At 65.7% G+C, this 17,092-nt stretch carries 17 protein-coding genes; 15 read left to right on the top strand and 2 right to left on the bottom strand.

From position 1 onward, the window contains the following. Positions 1-136: 136 nt before the first annotated feature. A complete protein-coding gene (locus RHOSA_RS24805; protein WP_081728721.1) occupies positions 137-478 on the bottom strand; it encodes a LysR substrate-binding domain-containing protein in 342 nt (113 codons plus the stop codon). Between the two features lie 31 nt (positions 479-509). Between RHOSA_RS24805 and RHOSA_RS24800 the strand changes: the two genes are divergently transcribed. Together RHOSA_RS24800 and RHOSA_RS25195 are read left to right on the top strand one after the other, a co-directional pair. Continuing rightward, positions 510-668 carry an NAD(P)H-dependent oxidoreductase gene (locus tag RHOSA_RS24800; RefSeq protein ID WP_200372018.1) on the top strand — a complete coding sequence of 53 codons (159 nt, stop codon included), beginning with the start codon at positions 510-512 and terminating at the stop codon, positions 666-668. Between the two features lie 305 nt (positions 669-973). Further along, positions 974-3,298 carry a methyl-accepting chemotaxis protein gene (locus RHOSA_RS25195; RefSeq protein ID WP_051432133.1) on the top strand — a complete coding sequence of 775 codons (2,325 nt, stop codon included), beginning with the start codon at positions 974-976 and terminating at the stop codon, positions 3,296-3,298. Between the two features lie 202 nt (positions 3,299-3,500). Here RHOSA_RS25195 and erpA read toward each other — a convergent pair whose 3' ends face one another. Beyond that, a complete protein-coding gene (gene erpA, locus RHOSA_RS0113245; RefSeq protein ID WP_322786843.1) occupies positions 3,501-3,923 on the bottom strand; it encodes an iron-sulfur cluster insertion protein ErpA in 423 nt (140 codons plus the stop codon). A gap of 154 nt (positions 3,924-4,077) precedes the next feature. Between erpA and RHOSA_RS0113240 the strand changes: the two genes are divergently transcribed. From RHOSA_RS0113240 to RHOSA_RS0113175, 13 genes are all read left to right on the top strand, one after another. Then, positions 4,078-5,256 carry a deoxyguanosinetriphosphate triphosphohydrolase gene (locus RHOSA_RS0113240; protein ID WP_027289043.1) on the top strand — a complete coding sequence of 393 codons (1,179 nt, stop codon included), beginning with the start codon at positions 4,078-4,080 and terminating at the stop codon, positions 5,254-5,256. A gap of 53 nt (positions 5,257-5,309) precedes the next feature. Continuing rightward, positions 5,310-7,064: an arginine--tRNA ligase gene (argS, locus tag RHOSA_RS0113235; protein WP_027289042.1), complete on the top strand. Its 1,755-nt coding sequence runs from the start codon at positions 5,310-5,312 to the stop codon at positions 7,062-7,064. After that, positions 7,065-8,150, top strand: a complete 1,086-nt coding sequence (locus RHOSA_RS0113230) for an SPOR domain-containing protein (RefSeq protein ID WP_027289041.1) — start codon at positions 7,065-7,067, stop codon at positions 8,148-8,150. Between the two features lie 4 nt (positions 8,151-8,154). After that, positions 8,155-9,171 carry a beta-N-acetylhexosaminidase gene (nagZ, locus tag RHOSA_RS0113225; protein ID WP_027289040.1) on the top strand — a complete coding sequence of 339 codons (1,017 nt, stop codon included), beginning with the start codon at positions 8,155-8,157 and terminating at the stop codon, positions 9,169-9,171. Between the two features lie 60 nt (positions 9,172-9,231). Then, a complete protein-coding gene (locus RHOSA_RS22465; protein ID WP_037256326.1) occupies positions 9,232-10,065 on the top strand; it encodes a segregation and condensation protein A in 834 nt (277 codons plus the stop codon). After that, positions 10,062-10,781, top strand: coding sequence for an SMC-Scp complex subunit ScpB (gene scpB / locus RHOSA_RS22460; protein WP_051432132.1), 720 nt, complete (start codon positions 10,062-10,064; stop codon positions 10,779-10,781). Before RHOSA_RS22465 ends, scpB begins: the two co-directional genes overlap by 4 nt. A 135-nt stretch (positions 10,782-10,916) precedes the next feature. Further along, a complete protein-coding gene (locus RHOSA_RS0113205; RefSeq protein ID WP_027289039.1) occupies positions 10,917-12,020 on the top strand; it encodes an ABC transporter ATP-binding protein in 1,104 nt (367 codons plus the stop codon). Positions 12,021-12,151: 131 nt separating this feature from the next. Then, a complete protein-coding gene (locus RHOSA_RS0113200; RefSeq protein ID WP_027289038.1) occupies positions 12,152-12,424 on the top strand; it encodes a twin-arginine translocase TatA/TatE family subunit in 273 nt (90 codons plus the stop codon). Positions 12,425-12,545: 121 nt separating this feature from the next. Then, on the top strand, positions 12,546-13,115 hold the full coding sequence (gene tatB / locus RHOSA_RS24330; protein WP_051432131.1) for a Sec-independent protein translocase protein TatB: 570 nt from the start codon (positions 12,546-12,548) through the stop codon (positions 13,113-13,115). 153 nt (positions 13,116-13,268) lie between these two features. Further along, on the top strand, positions 13,269-14,081 hold the full coding sequence (tatC, locus tag RHOSA_RS22450; protein ID WP_037256324.1) for a twin-arginine translocase subunit TatC: 813 nt from the start codon (positions 13,269-13,271) through the stop codon (positions 14,079-14,081). A 169-nt stretch (positions 14,082-14,250) separates the two neighbouring features. Continuing rightward, on the top strand, positions 14,251-15,540 hold the full coding sequence (serS, locus tag RHOSA_RS0113185) for a serine--tRNA ligase (RefSeq protein ID WP_027289037.1): 1,290 nt from the start codon (positions 14,251-14,253) through the stop codon (positions 15,538-15,540). Further along, a complete protein-coding gene (surE, locus tag RHOSA_RS0113180) occupies positions 15,537-16,322 on the top strand; it encodes a 5'/3'-nucleotidase SurE (protein ID WP_027289036.1) in 786 nt (261 codons plus the stop codon). Before serS ends, surE begins: the two co-directional genes overlap by 4 nt. Positions 16,323-16,347: 25 nt before the next feature. After that, positions 16,348-17,022, top strand: coding sequence for a protein-L-isoaspartate(D-aspartate) O-methyltransferase (locus tag RHOSA_RS0113175; RefSeq protein WP_027289035.1), 675 nt, complete (start codon positions 16,348-16,350; stop codon positions 17,020-17,022). Positions 17,023-17,092: the final 70 nt, after the last annotated feature.

Here is a 17,092-nt window from a genome sequence, read left to right as displayed (position 1 = left end):
TTAAACGCGTTCAGGTTGATTCCGGAGCTTGAACCGATGCGATGCTTGCTGCCGCAAGCAAAGTCCCCAGTAATTTTATCGTCTGGGTTGGCAGTTATTTCGATATAGTCCGCACTTATACCGGGGATTGCTGCCGCTAGGGCTTCGAAGTTCCGTCGGATGAAGTGCTGGTTGGGCCAAGGATGGCATGGATGATCTCGGCCACGTGCTGCACGACGGCATCGTGGGTTTGCCGGGAATGCCAGGCAAGATGTAGCGGAAAGCCGTCGACCTCGACTGGCGGCTGGCGGATCGCCAGATCCAGATTGGCATTCGCTTCGATACTTTGCCGCGGAAGCATCGCCATGTAGTCCGTTGTGGAGAGCACAGACGGCACCAACTGGAAGGAAGGTACGACAAGCCTAACCCGGCGCCGACGCCCCAAACCCGCGAGCCGGGTATCGAGTGGCGTACTTAGGTCTCCCCGGCCCGAAACGATGACATGTGGCTAGGCGCGCTATCCCGATGGCGTGATCGACATTGTCACGGACGCGGAGAAAGAAGCGCGTGCGCTTCTCGACGCTGATCGGATCGTGCTGCAGTTCCCAATTCAGTGGTATTCCACGCCCGCCCTGTTCACGCCCTCAGCACGCATTCTGCTGCCACGGCGCTTGCCAAAGGGGCTTTGACGGCGGGCGCCGCTGCGCAGGAGCCTAGTTTCCCGACCGCTCAATTCGCCACTTGAAAATCGAAACCGAGGGTTTCGGTTGTCTTGCCTGAGCTTTCGGGCCGTTATCGCCGCAATAGGCATGACCTTGTGTCGCTCGGCAATGCCAAGGCATTTCATGTTCAGAGGCTCGTTTTCGGGCGCTCTACATAAAATCGTTCAAAACTGTATTAACCTTTCTCAGCGAAACTTTGGTCGGTTGCGGCGTCGGGTCGCACAACAACGGACGGGCGCGGTCCCCGCGCCCGGGAACCAGGAGTTTCGAGGATGCGGAATAGGGGCGGTCAGCAGGATGCACGGCAGCTCGGCGCCACCGTCAAACTTTCGATCCGTCAGAAGATTTTTGGCGGTTTCGCTCTGATTCTTGCCATCATGGCCGTGGTGGGGGGCGGTACCTACCTTACCTTCGAGCGTACTGCCGAGACATTCCATGAATATACGCAGACGGCTAACGAGGTGGTGGCGATCGCCCAGCTGGAGCGGCGACTCGCGCAAACCCGCGCACACGTCGACCAGTACGTCCTGAGCTCCCGCCCGGAGGAAGCAGCCGACGTCCGCGCATTGGTTGGAAAGATCGAAGATCAACTCGCCAACCTCGGGACCGTACAATTAACGCCGGCGCAGACCGAGGCGCTGACCGCCCTCGAGGCTTCGTTCGACAGGTACATCGCAGAATTCGAGGGCGTTGAAACGGTCGTCGCGAAGCGGACCAGCCTAACGGGCGAGTCCATGCCGGCGCGCGCCGATTCCGCCCTCGAGACGATCAAAAACCTGCGCGGTCGATTGTCCGCGGCCGGTGCCGTGGCGATCGATCTGGGCCAGACGGTCGAAAAAGATCTGTTGGCTGGCCTCTATCGCATCAATGCCGTGCTGCGCGCCGATACCCCTGAAACCCGCGAGCGCGCCGATGCGGCCTTTGCCACGCTGAATACAAGCCTGGACAAGATGGCCGACCTCGACCTGGACGGCCGCGCCAGTACCCAACTCGACACTCTGCGTCAGGAACTGGAGGCCTACCGGGCCGACTATCGCACGGTGTTGGAGCTCAATGCCCGTCTGAGTGAACAAGTCGATGTCAAGATGGTTGGGCTCGCCGACTCGGTGATCGCCGATGCCGATCGCATTGCCGAGGCAGCCCGTGCCCACGAGGCGGAACTGGAAATCTACACGCTCTCCAGCATCGCACGCACCGAGACGATGGTTGGCGGTGCCGTGCTGATCGCCATAGTGGCGGGAACCGCTATTGCCTGGACGATCGGTCGCGGCATCGCCGGGCCTGTCAGGCGTATGACCGAGACGATGCAGCGCCTGGCCGGTGGTGATATCACCGCGGAGGCGAAGGTCGGTCGCCGGCATGACGAAATCGGGCAGATGGCGCGCGCGCTGGAGGATCTCCGGGAATCGGTCATCAACGCTTATGTGGTCAATCGCATGGTCGATGAGATGCCGATCAACGTCATGATGTGCGATGCCAAAGACTTCCGCATCACCTACTGCAACAAGGCGACGAAGGAGACGGTCACCAAGCTACAGCACCTGTTGCCCGTGGGGTCGGACGAGATGATTGGCGAGACGATCGACGTCTTCCATAAGAACCCAGCTCACCAGCACGCCATTCTGCGCGATCCGAACAACCTGCCGTGGCACACCAAAATCAAGTTGGGTGATGAGACGCTGGATCTGAAGGTGGAAGCGATTCGGGACCAGGCCGGGCGTTATGTCGGTCCGATGCTGACCTGGGCGGTAATCACCAAACAGGTGAAGCTGGCAGCGAATTTCGAGAGCCAGGTGATGGGTGTGGTCAACGCGGTGTCCTCCGCGGCGTCCGAGATGCAGCATTCCGCACAGTCGCTTTCCGCGACATCCGAGGAGACCAGTCGGCAGGCGCAGGCCGTGTCCACGGCAGCTGAGGAAGCCAGCTCCAACGTCCAGACGGTGTCCAGCGCTTCCGAGCAGCTGGCGGGTTCGATCCGCGAGATCAGCCGGCAGGTCAGCGACTCTTCGCGCATGTCGAGTGAAGCCGCCCAGCAGGCCCAGCGGACCAATGCGCAGGTCGAAGGCTTGAAGGCGGCGGCCGATAAGATCGGCGAGGTGGTGGAGATCATCTCCGAGATTGCCGAGCGGACCAATCTGCTTGCCCTGAACGCCACGATCGAGGCCGCGCGCGCTGGCGAGGCCGGCAAGGGCTTTGCCGTGGTGGCGAACGAGGTGAAGTCGCTCGCCAACCAGACCGCCAAAGCCACCGAGGATATCAGCGCTCAGGTGGGACATATCCAGGGCGAGACCGGCGCGGCTGTGGACGCCATCCAGGGCATCGCGACGACGGTCGAGCGGATCAACGAGATCACCCAATCGGTCGCTTCGGCGGTCGAGGAGCAGGGCGCGGCGACCCAGGAGATCGCCCGCAATGTGTTGGAAGCCAGCGAGGGGACGCAGGAAGTCACGCGCAATATCGCTGGCGTCAGCGAGGCGGCCGATGTCGCCGGGGCAGGGTCCAACGAGGTGCTGTCTGCGGCCTCCGAGTTGGCCACCCAGTCCGAACGCCTGCGCGGAGAGGTGGACACTTTCCTGCAGGAGGTCCGCGCCGCCTGATTTTCGTCTGATCGACCGTTCAACGAGATTCGTGCAATCGGCTGAATACTGTATGGGGCAGAACGTTCGCCCCAACACATTTTGAGCCGCCCCGGTCGGGGCGGCTCAAACCTTCGGCATCGGCCTGTGCGTGATCGTCACACCGATATGGTGGTTAAGGAGTGAGCGCTCCTATGATGACTCTGGTGGCACGGCCAGCGACCTAGATCGAGAAGGAGGCGCCGCAGCCGCAGGAACTGCTGGCGTTCGGGTTGCGCACCTCGAAGTAGGAGCCGATCAGATCGTCGACGTAGTGCAGCTCCGAGCCGCCGAGAAGCTCCAGCGAAACCTCGTCGATGACGATCTTCACGCCGTCGCGCGTGAAGGTGTGGTCGTCGTCGTTGATCTGCTTGTCGAAGTCGAAGCCGTAACGGAAGCCGGAGCAGCCGCCGCCGGAAACCGACACGCGCAGCATCAACTCCCGGTCGCCCTCCTGCTCGATCAGGAAGGCGATCCGCTTGGCCGCGGCTTCGGTGATGCTGATGGGCTTCAGGCTGCCGTCGCCCGCCTCGACCGTCGACGGGGCTTCGCCGGCGGTGTCGCGGTTGCGCATCGTTTCCTGCTGTAGGCTTGCGGTCTCGCTCACGGCTCTTGCCTTTCGACGCTGCCAGGAACTCCATCCTCTAATGTAAACGCCCGTGGATCGCTGTCAAACGACGGCCGTTCACTTCGGGCCTACGGGAATCTCTGAACCGCCTCGATTGCGGTGTTTCGGGTGCCGGCGTAGTCTCCCGTCCGTCATGACGGTGAAAACGGCCAACGCAGATACATTGGCGGCGTATGCGAGCGCGCCTGCGGCTTCGCGGGGGCGGTTGCACGCCGAGCCGGAAAGCGCGACGCGCAGCGTCTTTCAGCGCGACCGCGACCGGATTGTGCATTCCGGGGCGTTCCGGCGGCTGCAGTACAAGACCCAGGTGTTCGTCTATCACGAGGGCGATTACTTCCGCACGCGCCTGACCCACAGCCTGGAGGTGGCGCAGATCACCCGCTCGATCTGTCGCCAGCTCGGTCTGAACGAGGACCTGGCGGAAGCGGTCGCGCTCGCGCACGATCTCGGCCATACGCCGTTCGGCCACGCCGGCGAGGAGGAACTGAGCCAGCAGCTCAAGGCCGCCGGGGCTGGCGGTTTCGACCACAACGTCCAGACCTTCCGCATCCTGACGGCGCTCGAGCATCGCTATGCCAATTTCGATGGGCTCAACCTGACATGGGAGAGCCTGGAGGGGGTGGTGAAGCATAACGGTCCGGTCCACGCGCCGGCCCCCGAGCTGCGCGCTTTCTCACAAACCTTCGACCTGGAGCTGGATACCCACGCCGGACCGGAGGCGCAGGTGGCGGCGCTGGGCGACGACATCGCCTACGACAACCATGATATCGATGATGGTCTGCGCGCCGGTCTGTTCACCCTGGCCGACCTGGCAGATTTGGAGCTGGTCGGTCCGGTGCTGGCGGAGGTGCGCGCGGCCCACCCCGGGATCGACGATGCGCGGCTGATCCACGAGGCGGTGCGCCGGCTGATCGATCTGATGGTGGGGGACCTGCTGGCCGAGACCGAGCGCCGCCTGCGCGCGCTGGCGCCTGCCAGCCCAGAGGCGGTGCGCCGGGCATCCGAGCCGGTGGTTGCGTTCTCCGACGCCATGCGTCAGAAGGAGCGCGCGCTGCGCCAGTTCCTGTTCGAGCGCATGTACCGCCACTACAAGGTCAACCGCATGACCGAGAAAGTGCGGCGCGTGGTGCGCGAGCTGTTCGAGCAGTACACGCAGGCTCCCAATTGCCTGCCGCAGGAATGGCGCACGCATGCCGAGGCGCTGGATGCGCCGGCGCGGGCACGGGTGATTGGCGATTACATCGCCGGCATGACCGACCGCTACGCCATCGAGGAACACCGCAAGCTGTTCGATGTGACGGCTGCGACGTGACATATCATCACTCCGCCCGAGGCGGGGTCGAGACGCTGGGTACGCGACATCCGATGAACTTCTACACCGCCTTCCGTGACCGCATTGTCCGGGAGCTTGCGGCCTTGCAGGACGCCGGCACCCTGCCGGGCGACCTCGACTTGGCCAACGTCAAGGTGGAGCCACCGCGCGAGTCTGCGCACGGCGACCTCGCCACCAACGCGGCCATGGTGCTGGCCAAGCCGGCCGGGATGAAGCCGCGCGACATTGCCGAGCCGCTGGCCGAGCGGCTGCGCGCCCTGGACGAGATCACCGGGTGCGAGGTTGCCGGGCCGGGCTTCGTCAACATGCGGCTGGCCAACGCCTACTGGGCGGAACTGCTGGGACAGCTGTTGCAGGCCGGAAAGGCCTGGGGGGCAAGTGACCTGGGCCAGGGCACCAAGGTCAATGTCGAGTACGTTTCGGCCAATCCGACGGGCCCGCTCACCGTCGGCCACGCCCGCGGCGCGGTGGTCGGCGACGCGCTTGCGGGTCTGCTTGCCAAGGCTGGCTATGACGTCTGCAAGGAATACTACGTCAACGATGCCGGCGGGCAGGTCGACACGCTCGCCCGCTCCGCGTATCTGCGCTACCTGGAAGCCCTCGGCGAGGAGATCGGCGAGATTCCAGAGGGGCTTTACCCTGGCGCCTATCTGAAGGATGTCGGCCAGGCGCTTGCCGCGCGCGACGGCGCCAAGTGGCAAGGTCTGAACGAGTCCGACTGGCTGCCCGAGGTTCGGGCGTTTGCCATCGACCAATTGATGGCCACGGTCCGCGACGACCTCGCGGCGATGGGGGTCGAACACGACGTCTTTACCAGCGAGCGCGAGCTGACGCAGGCCAGCGCGGTCGAGGAGGTGCTTGGCTATTTAGAGGCGCGCGGGCTGATCTATACCGGCGTGCTGGAACCGCCCAAGGGCAAGAAGCCCGAGGACTGGGAAGAGCGCCCGCAGACCCTGTTCAAGGCGACCGAATTCGGCGACGACGTCGACCGGCCGATCCGCAAACACGACGGGTCCTGGACCTACTTCGCCGCCGACATGGCCAACCACCTGGCCAAGTACCGCCGCGGCTATGCCAATATGATCAACGTCTGGGGCGCGGATCACGGCGGCTACGTCAAGCGCATGCAGGCCGCCGTGAAAGCACTGACCGACGGCGAGGGGCACCTGCACGTCGCGCTGTGCCAGTTGGTCAAGTTACTGCGCGCGGGCGAGCCCGTGAAAATGTCGAAGCGCTCCGGCAACTTCGTCACGCTGCGCGAGGTGGTCGACGAGGTCGGCAAGGACGTCGTGCGGTTCATCATGCTGACCCGCAAGAACGACGCCCAGCTGGAGTTCGACCTGGAGAAGGTGGTCGAGCAGTCGAAGGATAATCCGGTCTTCTACGTTCAGTATGCGCACGCGCGCTGCCACTCGGTGCTGCGCCACGCGGAGAGCGAATGGCCGGACATCGCGCTGGACGGGATGTCGCTGTCTCAGGCACAGCTGTCGCGCTTGACCGACTCCGAGGAAATCGGGCTTATCAAATATCTAGCCGGTTGGCCGCGCACGGTGGAAGGGGCCGCGGAAGCATACGAGCCGCACCGTCTGGCGTTTTACCTGCACGACTTGGCGGCGGCTTTTCACGGGCTGTGGACCAAGGGCAAGGACGATACCACACTGCGTTTCCTGCAGCCCGATGATCCGGAGCTGACCCGGGCGCGTCTCGCGCTGGTGCGCGCGGTACAGCAGACGATCGCCTCCGGGCTGGAAATCATGGGCGTGGATCCGTTGGAGGAGTTGCGCTAGATGCCGTCCGATCAAGGCCCGAACGGCCCTCGCCGAGACGACCCGCGTTACCCGGAGCCGCATGGCGACGACTGGCGGGAGGCTGACGACCTCGGGCCGATGCCCGACCAGCGCCGGCCGCGTGCGGCGTATGACGAGGAATCCTACGACGACGCCTATGACTACATGGACGAGGACGACGGGCCGCGTCTGCTGGCCCGTCGGCTCGTGCAGGTTGGCGTGGCGCTGCTTGCGGTTGTCCTGTTCCTGGGTGTCGTCTGGTACGCCTACACCTGGGGGAGCCGCAGTGCGGCGACCGGCGACGTGCCGGTCGTTGCCACGCAGGATGGCGCGGAGAAGGTCGAGCCCGAAGATCCCGGCGGGATGGACGTGCCATACCAAGACAAGCTGGTGATGAACGAGCGCGACGGCGACGACAGCGGCCAGGTCGAGCGCCTGCTGCCGCCGCCCGAGGAGCCGCAGCCGCCCGAGCCAAGCCAAGCCAGCCCATCCGACCAGCAGGGTCAGGCGCTCCAAGGGCAGGGCGCCGGATCGTCCACTGGCGGCACGGATGCGCAGGAGGGCGAGCAGGTCGCGGATCTGCCGGAGACCACTGTCCCCGATCAGGACATGTCGGGCGACGGCCAGGCGGCGGCTCCGAATGACAATAGCACCGCCGAAGATACGTCCACGACCACCGATGCGCCGGCGGAGTCAGCAGCCGAGACACCGTCGCGGACCCCCGAGCGCAAGCCCGGCGGGGACGGCGCCGCCAGCCAGAGCGAGACGCAACCCCAAACGGCCGAGGCCGAGCCGACGCAAAGCGCGGCGGAAGCGACGCAAGACCCTGAGCCGGCGCAGGGTCGCTATGCCGTGCAGTTGGCGGCCGTCAAAAGCGAACAGGCGGCCCGCCAGGCTTGGTCGAACTTCCAGCAGCGTTTCCCCGACCTGCTCGGTGGCCAGAGCCTGCTGCTCCAGAACGCCGAAGTGAACGGCCAGATGTACTGGCGCGTGCGCACCGGCCCGTTTGGTGAGCGGTCGGCGGCGCAGCAGCTGTGCGATCGACTGAAGGCGCAGGATCAGGCCTGTCTGCCGGTGACCCGCTAGCTGGATGCCCCGCAGCGCCATCCTGGGCTGTGCCGGCCCGCAGCTCGACCGTGACGAGCGTGCGTTTTTCGCCGAGCATGACCCGCTTGGCTTCATCCTGTTCGCGCGCAACTGTGAGACACCGGCGCAGGTCGGCGCCCTGGTCGATCAGTTGCGCGATGCGGTTGGCCGTGCCGACGCGCCGGTCCTGATCGATCAGGAAGGTGGCCGGGTGCAGCGCCTGAAGCCGCCGACTTGGCGGCAGGCGCCGGCGCCTGCGCGCTTTGCCGAGATGGCGGCGCGCGACCTCGATGCAGCGTGCACGGCGGCCCGTCTGAACGCCCGCTTGCTGGCGCATGAAGTGAGCGAGCTGGGTATCACGGTGGACTGCCTGCCGTGCCTGGACATTGCGGTGCCCGGGGCAAGCGCGGTGATCGGGGACCGGTCATTCGGCGCGGACCCGCAGGTGGTCGCGGCGCTGGGCAAGGCGGTCTGCGACGGCCTGCTGGCCGGCGGGGTGTTGCCGACGATCAAGCACATTCCGGGGCACGGCCGCGCGCTGGTCGACAGCCACCATGAGTTGCCGCGTGTCGACGCCGATCTGGAGACGCTGCGCGCCAGCGATTTTCCGGCCTTTACGGCCTTGGCGGGCGAGGCTTGGGCGATGACCGCGCACGTGATCTACGAGGCGATCGATCCGCAGCGCCCGGCAACCCTGTCGCCGGAGGTCATTGGAACAACGATCCGCGCGGAAATGGGCTTCGACGGTGTCCTGCTGTCCGATGACCTGTCGATGCAAGCGCTCAGCGGCGGGTTCGATCAGCGCGCGGCGGAAGCGTTGGCCGCTGGCTGTGACCTCGTGCTGCACTGCAACGGTGCGCGGGAGGAGATGGCCGCCGTCATGGCGGGAGCCGCGCAGATGACGCCCGAGGCCGTGCGCCGGGTTGCGATGGGCGAGCGCACGCGTCAGGCGACTGTCGCCCCGTTGGAGGATCCTGTCGCCGCCCGGCAGCAGCTTGACGCCCTGCTGGCGGGCGCGTAGCCACGGTCCGAAGGCACAGCACGCCTGGGTCCGGGGTGCGAGAGAGGAGCCGAGCAGCCGTTGAGCAACGTCGTCCCGTTCGAGGAAGACCCACCGCACCGCGATGCCGACGGCAATCCGGAACGCCTGGTCGTCGACCTGGGCGGCTTCGAGGGGCCGATCGACGTTCTGCTGCAGCTGGCGCGCGACCAGAAGGTCGATATCACCCAGCTCTCCATCCTGTCGCTGGCCGAGCAGTACCTGGCTTTCGTGCGTGAGGCGCGTCGTCTGCGCCTGGAATTGGCGGCCGACTATCTGGTGATGGCGGCCTGGCTCGCCTATCTGAAATCGCGCCTGCTGCTGCCCGAGCAGGAAAGCCAGGAGGAAGAGCCGTCGGGCGCGGAGATGGCGGCGGCCCTGCGCTTTCAGTTGCAACGCCTGCAGGCGATGCAGGACGCGGGCAAGAAACTGATGGCCCGCCCACGCCTGGGCCAAGAGGTGTTCGCGCGCGGTGAGCCGATGGAGATCCCGGTCGTTGACCGGCCGATCTACGAATGCTCGCTCTACGAGTTGCTGCAGGCCTACGCCCGGCAAAAGGTGCACCATCAGGCCGAAAGCCTGCGCGTCGATCCGCACGATCTCTATTCGGTGGAAGACGCGTTGGGCCGGCTGAAACGTCTGCTCGGCGTGGCGCCGGACTGGAGCACGCTCGCCGCTTTCCTGCCACCCGGCATGGACAGCGGCCTGCAGCGGCGCAGCGCGTTCGCCGCGACCTTCGCCGCGAGTTTGGAGATGGTGCGCGACGGCAAGATCGATCTGCGCCAGGAGGATACCTTCGGACCGATCTTCCTGCGCCCGCGCACGCCCGCCGAGACGGACGAGAGGGATGGTCCGGGCGAGGGCGAGTCGTCATGACGGAGTCCCAGTTCGAGCGCCTGCGGCTGTTGGAGGCAGTGCTGTTCGCGGCGGCGGACCCGAAGACCCCGGGCGAGTTCGCGCGTTACCTGCCGGAAGATGCCGACATCGACGCGTTGCTGGGGGAGTTGCAGCAACTCTACACCAATCGTGGCATCGAGCTGCGCCGGATCGGCAACGCCTATGCCTTTCGCACCGCCGAGGATCTCGCCGGGCAGCTGCGCATCGACCGGGAAGTCACGCGTAAGCTTTCCCGCGCGGCCGTGGAGACGCTGGCGATCGTCGCCTATCACCAGCCGGTGACCCGTGGCGAAATCGAGGAAATTCGGGGGGTTAGCCTGAACAAAGGCACGCTGGATACGCTGTTGGAGGCGGAGTTCATCCGTCCGCGTGGGCGTCGGCAAACCCCGGGGCGGCCGGTGACCTGGTGCACCACCCAGAACTTCCTGGATCATTTCGGGCTCAGCGAAATCAAGGACCTGCCGGGCCTGGAAGAGCTCAAGGCCTCCGGCCTGATCGATCAGCGCCCGGCGATGGCCTCCCTTTCGGCCCGTGGCCTGCTCGGCGAGGCGGCGGAGCAGGAGGGCGATGACGACCAAGCCGGCGACGACGAAGACTCTGAAGAGGCGCTCGACCCCGCGTTCGGTGAGGATCTGCTCGACGACGGGGAGGGCGCTGACACCCAGGAGAGCGACGACTCCGCGCCCCCGCGCTAAGTCGCGCTATCGCCGAAGATGGGGTCGCTGCTTGAACCGGCCCGTCGGCTGGCATAGGTAGGCGTTGAGCGCTGTGTCTCACGTCTCATCCGAACAGCGCAGCCCACCTCTCTCGTCCGGGATACCGGCCGTTTCATGGAAGTCCTCAAACTCGAGCACGTCAGGCACGATTTCGGCCAGGTCCGCGCGGTCGACGACGTCTCCCTATCCGTCGGACGCGGGGAACTGGTCTGCCTGTTGGGGCCCAGCGGCTGTGGCAAGACCACCGCGCTGCGGGTCGCTGCCGGCCTGGAACGCCTGCAGCAGGGCCGGGTGCTGATCGATGGGACGCCGGTTGGCGATCAGAAGCGCGATGTGGCCCCGGAAGACCGCAGCGTCGGTCTGGTGTTCCAGGACTACGCCCTGTTCCCGCACCTGGACGTGAAGGGCAACGTCGCCTTTGGGCTGCGTGGCTGGTCGAAGAAGGAGCGGGAAGCGCGGGCGCATGCGGTGCTCAAGCAGGTCGGCATGACGCACCTGGCCGATGCGCACCCGCATATGCTGTCCGGCGGGCAGCAGCAGCGCGTCGCGTTGGCCCGGGCGCTCGCGCCCAACCCCAAGGTCATGCTGCTGGACGAGCCCTTCTCCGGGCTCGATGTGACGCTGCGGCAGAGCATTCGCGACGAGACGCTGACCGTGCTCAAGCAGGCCGGTGCGGCGACCCTGATGGTCACGCACGATCCCGAGGAGGCCATGTTCATGGCCGATCGGATCGCCTTGATGTGTGATGGGCGACTCGTCCAGCTCGGCCCGCCGGCGGAGCTGTACGCAAACCCGGTGAACAAGTTTGTCGCCAGTTTCTTCGGCGAAATCAATCGCCTGCCGGGCGTTGTTAAAAATGGATCTGTGCCCACGCCATTTGGCCAGCTGGATGCCGGCCAACTGGCGGACGGGCAGGCGGTGGAGATCCTGATCCGCCCGGAAGCGCTGCGCGTGCAGCCCTGCCAGGCCCCGGAAGATCGCGCGCCCGGCCAGCGGCCGGCACGGGTGCGCACGGCCCGGCTGCTCGGGCGCTCGTCGATGCTACACTTGGCCCTGCCGGCCAACGGCGCGCAGGCGTCGGCTCCGCAGGCCGAGGAGGACGATATCCAGCTGCACGCCCGAATCCCGGGCCGTTTCCTGCCGGCCGAGGACGAACTGCTGGACGTCCAGCTCGATCGCAGCCAAACCTTTGTTTTTCCGGCAGGTCACGTTACATAATTCAGAGACGATAAGAGGCCCGGACAAGTTGGCGGGGCGCGGCGTTGCGGCCCCCCAGGCTTTCTGCAATAGTCCGCTCCGGCGCCGATAACACTGGCGGACGACGACCTTCTCTCTAAGGAGATCCCGGTATGGGAACGTTTAGTATCTGGCACTGGCTCATCGTCCTGGCCGTCGTGCTGATCCTCTTCGGTGGGGGCGGCAAGATCCCGAAGCTGATGAAGGACATGGGCAGCGGGATCAACGCTTTCAAAAAGGGGCTGAAGGACGACGACAAGAAGGACGAGGGCGACGAGGCCGATCCCAAGAAGATCGAGGGGGAGGCAACGACGGCTCAGTCCAGCAGCACCGAGAGCAGCGACAGGCAGAGCCAGGACAAGGACCGCCAGGCGGCCAACGGATAAGCCGCCGGGCGTTCGATGCGTTTCTGACGCCGAGCTTGCGGCCCGCGCGCCCTGTCTAGTCGGGGGCGTGGACTGCGCTCGCCTTTCCTAATCTTTACCGCCCGCGCTTACAGGCCCTGCCATGTTGGACATCGGCTGGTCCGAAATGGCGATGATCGCTTTGCTGGCGCTCATCGTGATCGGACCCAAAGACTTGCCGACCGTGATGCGCACGATCGGCCAATATACGCGCAAGGCGCGGATGATGGCGCGCGACTTCCAGTCCAGCCTCGATGACATGATGCACGAAGCGGAATTGGACGAGGCCCGCAAGACGGTCGAAAAGGCGCGCACCTACAATCCGAAGGACGAGTTCGAGCGCGAGGTCGACCCCGATGGCTCGGTGCGTCAGACCGCGGCCGACTTCGATCGGGAGGCCCGCGCCCACGGCGCCGATACCGCCGGGTCGCAGGAAGGCGCCTCGACCTCTACGCATGCTGCGAAAGACGACGCGAAGCAATCGGCGACTGAAACAAGCACGGAAAACGCCGACACCAAGACGAGCCAGGCAAAAGCGGCGGAGACGCCCAAAGGCGGAGCGTCGCAAGCCGGCGGAAGCGCCTCCGCCAACAGCGGCGAAAACGGCGCGGCGGCCTCTGGCGCGAGCGGCTCTGGCAACAACAGCAAAGCCGACACCACCGCTTCCAGCTAGGGCGGCATCGCCGAGCGCCGTCTAGCGCGTGTCCGACAGCTTGTCGAACCGGCACGTGGAGCGGTAGGCAAGACTTAGATGCAGGTGAGGCGTTTTCGGGCACGAAGGGCCCAGGGGGCGCCGCGGCAGGCGAGCAGAAAGGCATATTCGGGCGTGAGCGACGACACCTACGACGACCGCAAGATGCCGCTGCTCGATCATCTGATCGAGCTGCGCAACCGCATGCTGTGGAGCATCGGCGCCCTGGTTGTCGGCTTCCTGATCTGCTTCTACTTCGCCGAGCCGCTGTTTAATTTCCTGGTCGATCCGCTGGCCGACATTCTGCAGCGCCGGGGGCTCGATCAGGGCTATCGGCGGATGATCTTTACCGACCTCACCGAGGTCTTCTTTACCTATATCAAGGTCGCCTTCTTCTTCGGCGCCTTCATCACCTGCCCAGTGTTCCTGACACAGTTCTGGATGTTCCTGGCGCCGGGGCTGTATCGCCACGAGAAGAAGGCGTTGGCGCCCTTCCTGATCGCGTCCCCGGTCCTGTTTTTCCTAGGCGGCGCGCTCGTCTACTGGGCGATCTTCCCCCTTGCCTGGGAGTTCTTCCTGTCGTTCGAGACGAGCGGAACGGGCGGCGGCCTGCCGATTCAGCTGGAAGCCAAGGTCAACGAGTACCTGGGCTTGGTGATGAAGCTGATCTTCGCCTTCGGCCTGTGCTTCCAGTTGCCGGTGGTGATGACGCTGATGGCCCGCGTCGGTCTGGCGACCAGCGAAGGCATGCGGCGTAAGCGCAAGTACGCGATCGTCGGCGTGTTCATCGCGGCGGCAATCTTCACCCCGCCGGATCCGCTCAGCCAGATTTCGCTCGCGGTGCCGATCATCCTGCTCTACGAGATCTCGATCTGGATGGCCCGCCTCACCGAGCGCAAGCGCGCCGAGGCCGAAGCCGAGACCGAGCGCGAGATCGACGAAGAGTAAAGCCGGAGGCCCCGCGGTCGCACCAGCAAGACCGCGGGGCCGGCGACTCGTTGCCCCGGTCGCATGCGCCGGTCATGGACGGGTAACCTCCGAGGCCTTATAACGCCTGCGGTTTTTGCCGCCCGCGATCAGGGCGGGTCGGAACGGCGAATCGCGAACGAAAGACGTCATGCACGACCTAAAATGGATACGCGAACAGCCCGAGGCGTTCGATCGGGCGATGGCGCGCCGTGGGCTGGACGCGCCGTCGCCCAAGATTCTGGAACTGGATCAGGAGCGCCGGCGCCTGCATCAGGATCTGCAGGAGATGCAGACCCGCCGGAACGAGGCGTCCAGGGAAATCGGCCAGAAGATGAAGGCCGGCGAGCAGGAGGCGGCCGAGCAGGCCAAGCAGGAGGTCGCCGACCTGAAGCGCCGGATGGCCGAGGTCGAAGACCGCGAGCAGCAGCTGCAGGGTGAGCTGGACGACTTGCTTGTCGGGCTGCCGAACACGCTCGCGGACGATGTGCCGGACGGCGAAGACGAAGACGATAATGTCCTGGTTCGCCGTTGGGGCGAGCCGCACGCGTCGGACGCCGCCAAGCAGCACTTCGAGCTGGGCGAGGCGACCGGCGAGATGAACTTCGAGCTGGCCGCCAAGCTGTCGGGTAGCCGGTTCGTCGTCATGAAGGGCGAGATCGCCCGGCTGCACCGCGCGCTCGGCCAGTTCATGATCGACCTGCAGACCAGCCAGCACGGCTATCAGGAGGTCAATCCGCCGGTCCTGCTGCGCGACGACGCGCTGTTCGGCACCGGGCAACTGCCCAAGTTCGGCGACGACTCGTTCCGCACCACCAACGGCTACTGGCTCTCGCCCACGGCCGAGGTGCCGCTGACCAATCTGATGGCCGATGAGATCGTCGCCGAGGATGATCTGCCGATCCGCTACACCGCGCTGACGCTGTGCTTCCGCGCCGAGGCCGGGGCCGCCGGCAAGGACACGCGCGGCATGCTGCGCCAGCACCAGTTCGAAAAGTGCGAGATGGTCTCGGTCGCGCACCCGGATAAGAGCTGGGAGGAGCTGGAGCGCATGGTTGGTTGCGCGGAAGCGGTGCTGCAGAAGCTGGAGGTACCCTACCGCGTGGTCACGCTGTGCACCGGCGATACCGGTGCGGCGGCGCGCAAGACCTACGACCTGGAGGCTTGGCTGCCGGGGCAGGGGCTGTACCGGGAAATCTCCAGTTGCTCCAACACAGGCGACTATCAGGCCCGCCGGATGAAGGCGCGCTACCGCCCGTCAGAAGGCAAGGGTACGCGCTTCGTGCATACCCTGAATGGCTCCGGCATTGCTGTCGGACGCGCGCTGATCGCGGTGCTGGAAAATCATCAGCAGCCGGATGGCAGCGTACGCGTGCCTGAGGCGCTGCGCCCCTATCTGGGCGGGCGCGAGACGATCCTGACCGGTGGGTCGGTCGCATGAGCGCCCTTCGCCCTATCGATCCGCGCGGCGCGCGCATCCTGATCACCAACGACGACGGTGTGCATGCCCCCGGCATCCGGGTGCTGGAGGAGATCGCGCAGACGCTGAGCGACGATGTCTGGACCGTCGCGCCGGAAACGGAGCAGTCGGCGACCAGCCACTCCCTGACCGTCCGTCATCCCTTGCGGCTGCGCCAGCTGGGGGCGCGGCGCCATTCGGTCGATGGCACGCCGACCGACAGCGTTGTCGTCGCCACCGCCAAGGTGCTGGCCGACCGCAAGCCGGACCTGGTGCTCTCCGGCATCAATCTCGGCTCCAACCTGGCGGAGGACGTGACCTATTCCGGCACGGTGGCGGCTGCGATGGAGGCGGCGCTGCTGGGCTTGCCGTCGATCGCGCTGTCGCTCAACCGCCGCGGTGACCACGATTTCCGCTGGCAGACGCCGAAAGCCCACGCCGCACGGGTGATCCAGCAAATCTGCGCGGCTGGCTTTGCCGCGGATACGCTGGTCAACGTCAACTTCCCGGACGTCGAGCCCGAGGACGTGCAGGGCGTGCGTGTGGTCCGGCAGGGCCGGCGCGATGTACAGACCGAAATCGTCGAGGGTAAGGATCCGGGCGGTCGGCCATACGTCTGGATCGGCGATTACATGCGCGACGAGGCGTTGGCCAACGACACCGATCTGGCCGCGATCGCCGAGGGGTACATATCGGTGACGCCGCTGCATCTAGACCTCACCGCGCGCGATCTGATGAGCTCGCTTGGCGAGGCATTCGACTGAACCACGCCTGGGGGTGGGCAACGACGTGAGCCTGGCGGCGCGCAAGATCCGGCTGGTGATGCAATTGCGGCAGACGGGGGTGGTCGATACGGCCGTCCTGTCGGCGATCGAGCGGATCCCGCGCGAGGCGTTCGTCCCCGAGGCGTTCCAGGACCGTGCCTACGAGAACATTACCTTGCCGATCGGTCAGGGTCAGACGCTGAGCCAGCCGCAGGTGGTTGCCAAGATGACCCAGGCGTTGAAAGCCGACCGGCGGATGAAGGTTCTGGAGATCGGGACCGGCTCCGGCTATCAGGCAGCCGTGCTGTCGCGGCTGTGCCGTCGGCTTTACACGATCGAACGTTACCGCGAACTGTTGCAGACTGCGGAAAAGCGGCTGGCCGAGTTGCGTATCCACAACGTCACCAGCCGCGTTGGCGATGGCTGGCAGGGCTGGCGCGAGCAGGCTCCATTTCAGCGGATCATCGTGACCGCGGCGGCGACCAGCTTGCCCGAACGGCTGATCGACCAGCTAGGTCCTGGTGGAATCATGGTGTGTCCGGTGGGCGCGGAAAGCCGGGTCCAGCGGCTGATGCGGATCACCCGGGACGACAGTGGCAACGTGCAGGAGGAAGATCTGGGCGAGGTGCGGTTCGTTCCGCTGGTCGCGGGTCTACCGCAGCAGCAATCCCGGGCTGCCGGCGGCCCGCACGGCGGATGAGAGGCAGGAGAAGACCGATCGATACCCCGCATACGCCCGAAAGCACCGCACCGATGTGCCGGTCTCGACG

It is taken from the genome of Rhodovibrio salinarum DSM 9154 (assembly GCF_000515255.1).
GTDB classification, from domain to species: Bacteria; Pseudomonadota; Alphaproteobacteria; order Kiloniellales; family Rhodovibrionaceae; genus Rhodovibrio; species Rhodovibrio salinarum.
Note: the sequence above shows the minus strand (reverse complement) of the source record. Positions and strands in the feature narration are given on the sequence as shown.